Consider the following 230-nt stretch of genomic DNA (forward strand, 5'->3'; position numbering starts at 1 on the left):
GACCGCTTTTTTTCAAAGGGGCACGGCCTGCTTGGAATGAGGGAACGTCTTGAATTCGCAAACGGCAGTTTAGCCATCGATACAGCCGCCGGAACAAAGCTGACCATGAGAATCCCGAATGATTCAAAATCAAAAGAAAAGGATGGTAGCAGATGATCAACATCTTCATTGCCGAGGATCAGCAAATGCTGCTCGGCGCACTCGGTTCGCTGTTGAATTTAGAAGAGGAT

General features: G+C 47.8%; 1 protein-coding gene and 1 pseudogene. Both read left to right on the plus strand.

Annotation, left to right across the window (positions count from 1 at the left end):
* Window positions 1–156 (plus strand): ATP-binding protein (locus SB658_RS28080; protein WP_486308238.1); only part of this gene is annotated, 156 nt, incomplete at its 5' end.
* Window positions 153–230: pseudogene (locus SB658_RS28085) on the plus strand (DNA-binding response regulator); the annotation flags it as partial. The gene SB658_RS28080 and the pseudogene SB658_RS28085, both read left to right, overlap by 4 nt.

Source organism: Bacillus sp. SIMBA_008, assembly GCF_046535495.1.
Classification (GTDB): domain Bacteria; phylum Bacillota; class Bacilli; order Bacillales; family Bacillaceae; genus Bacillus; species Bacillus subtilis.